2 protein-coding genes are annotated in these 2,490 nt (G+C 58.4%); one reads left to right on the top strand and one right to left on the bottom strand.

Annotated features, from left to right (window positions below; genetic code table 11):
- The coding region (locus WAO56_RS07380; RefSeq protein ID WP_422146308.1) for a hypothetical protein at positions 1–384 on the top strand (384 nt) is incomplete at its 5' end.
- Between the two features lie 89 nt (positions 385–473).
- On the opposite strand, the gene WAO56_RS07375 is transcribed toward WAO56_RS07380, so the two are convergent.
- On the bottom strand, positions 474–2,249 hold the full coding sequence (locus tag WAO56_RS07375; protein WP_422146307.1) for an IS1634 family transposase: 1,776 nt from the start codon (positions 2,247–2,249) through the stop codon (positions 474–476).
- Positions 2,250–2,490 lie beyond the last annotated feature (241 nt).

Below are 2,490 nucleotides of genomic sequence, written 5' to 3'. Positions count from 1 at the left end.
CGTTTGGTGCTTGCCGGGAACACCCGCCCTTATGTGACGGATTTTGCCAAACGAAACAACATGGGCTACGCCATGTGCGCAAGAGCCATGGGGTGGCCCCAATATGCAATCTTACTGGGGCCAAATTTTTCTATTGCAACCGGGAATACCGCTGCCGGGTCATGGGACGGGCCGGATGCCATTGCCGCATACCATGCAGGGATTCACCTGATGGATGGCGCCCCCTTGCGGGCCGTCATGGATGCGTATGGCCGCTCCATGCAGAATCCGGGGATGCGCCTTTCCAGAGAGTGGCCCAGCGATGAGGTCACGAGCGAAAGATACATTGCTTTGACAAACACATTGTATGACTATCTAAACCATCTGGCAGGAGGAAAACCATGAAAATTGCAAGAATCGTTATCGCATGCCTTTTAACCCAAGTTCGACAGTTGAGGGGGGCAAAACAGCATATTTTCTAAGAAACTCGGTGTTCAGGTGCCGTTTTTCTCCACTACATTTTGCACGATTTTGGGGCGGTTGGGAAATTTTAGCTGTAGGTGTTCGAGCAGATCGGCGGCCAGTTTTTCAGGCTTGGATACCACTCGCAGCCGGACATCGGCTTTGTCGCGAACCGGCAGGACCACGTCCATGGACCGGATGGTATCGAGTTCTTTCAGGATTTGCCGCCCGCAATGGCCCATTCCCGCGCCTTGCGCCCACATCTCCAGGCTTCTCCACATGGCCAGCGCAATGAAACAGATGAGGATATGGGCCTGCACGCGGTGTTCAAGCTGGTGATAGACCGGACGAAGGCTCAAATCGGATTTACTGGTGCGGAAGGCATCCTCCACCTCAGTCAATTGGATATACCAGCGCCATAGCTTCTGCGGGTCCTGTTCGCGGCAGTTGGTTCGCAGCAAGTAGGCCCCTTGCGCATGTTGTGCCCACTCGAGCCGGCTTGTCTCTTCTTGGATGTGCAATCCGACCGCCCATCCGTCTTCCACTTGAACCCCTATACGAAACACTTTTTCCGCCGCCGTATGACGGCCCAGCCACTTTCCGATGCGTCGTTCGACGGGAGCCGGCTTGGCTTTGTGCCTGCGCAATCCGGCATCAATTTGAAGCAACTTCTCCCGCACCCGATCCCGCTGGCGCCGGAACATGGCCGCCTCTTTCTCGTGGCGGGCCTGGCTGCGGCACAACACGAATTGTTCTTGGCCACCGGGATGGGCGAGCAGCTTGACTTCCACGTCCGCTTCGACCTGCTGCCAGTCGGCTTCCTCCAGCAGTTCGCGTTCGAATTGACGCAACTGGCTTTTGGGGGTTCCGACGATGTACAAGGCTCCGCGCGCTCTCAGATAATCCAAGTTGTCCTCGCTGGTCATCCCCCGGTCCATCGCCCATATCCGTTCGGCGCGGCCGTACTGGGCTTCCATCCGGTCCACGATGTCCTCCACTGTGGTGACGTCAGCCCGGTTGCCCGCAAAGACCTCATAGGCCAGAGGCAGGCCTTCGGGGGTCACCACCAGACCGATGCATACCTGCTTGCAGTCCGAGCGCTGATCTCGACTGTAGCCGCGCCGGGCCTGCGGGTTGCGCTGGCATTGCCCTTCGAAATAGGTGCTGGTCACGTCGTAGAGCAGAAACTCGAAGCGGCTGCCAAACAAACTCTCGTAGCGCTCCCGCAAATGAGTGAACAGCTTCTCCCGCATGGGAAGCACCTGGTCGAGTCCGCGGTATAGCCGATTGTCGTAGACGTCGGCGGGGTCCACGCCCAGCAGATCATCCAACGCAGTATGGGCATACCAGCGTTCCCCCAGCGCCAACTCCGAACCTTGATCGCAGAACCTCCCCACACACAGAATGCAGGCCACCGTCGCCCAATCCACTTTCTCCCGTCCCTGGCCAACCTGTTCGTTAAAGAACTGGTGAAGCCCCAGACGCCGCCAAAGGGCCAAGGCCACGTAAACCTTCCCGAAATCACGAACCCGCTCCACCCGCACGCCGGACAAATCCACCTGTGCCCACAGGGGCGGAGCCGAGGGCGTTCGGAACAAATCGCCCTGCCCCGTCTCCCGGGGATGCCCATCCAGCAGACGCGTCACTTCCTCCCAGCCCACACGCTCATCTTCGTCCAATCCGGGAAGTTTGCCCAACGTCGCGACAATCCGTTGCCGTGGGCCGCGGGCTGTTCGCACCGTCTCCACCAGAGTCCAGTATTCGTAGGTCTCCCCGTTCTTTCGTCTGCGATTGCGCCGTAAAAACATGACCGCAGTATCCGGTCGCTTGCGCCGTTTGGCAACCGGGCGGTCTCCACTACATCGCTTTTGGAAACCAAATAGGCGAAATATCGGGGACTTATGCGCCTCGAACACCCGAAATCCGGCAAATCAAGCCCTCTTCTGTCGAACTTGGGCTAATTCCCGGAAGAATCGCTCAATCAGCGACGAGGCCCGCGGACAGGCGATGCCGAACTGCAACCAGCGCCGGAGGTAGCTGAACATGTAG

Origin of the sequence: Miniphocaeibacter sp. (assembly GCF_049276255.1) — a bacterium.
In the GTDB taxonomy this organism is placed as follows: domain Bacteria; phylum Bacillota; class Clostridia; order Tissierellales; family Peptoniphilaceae; genus Miniphocaeibacter.
Note: the sequence above shows the minus strand (reverse complement) of the source record. Positions and strands in the feature narration are given on the sequence as shown.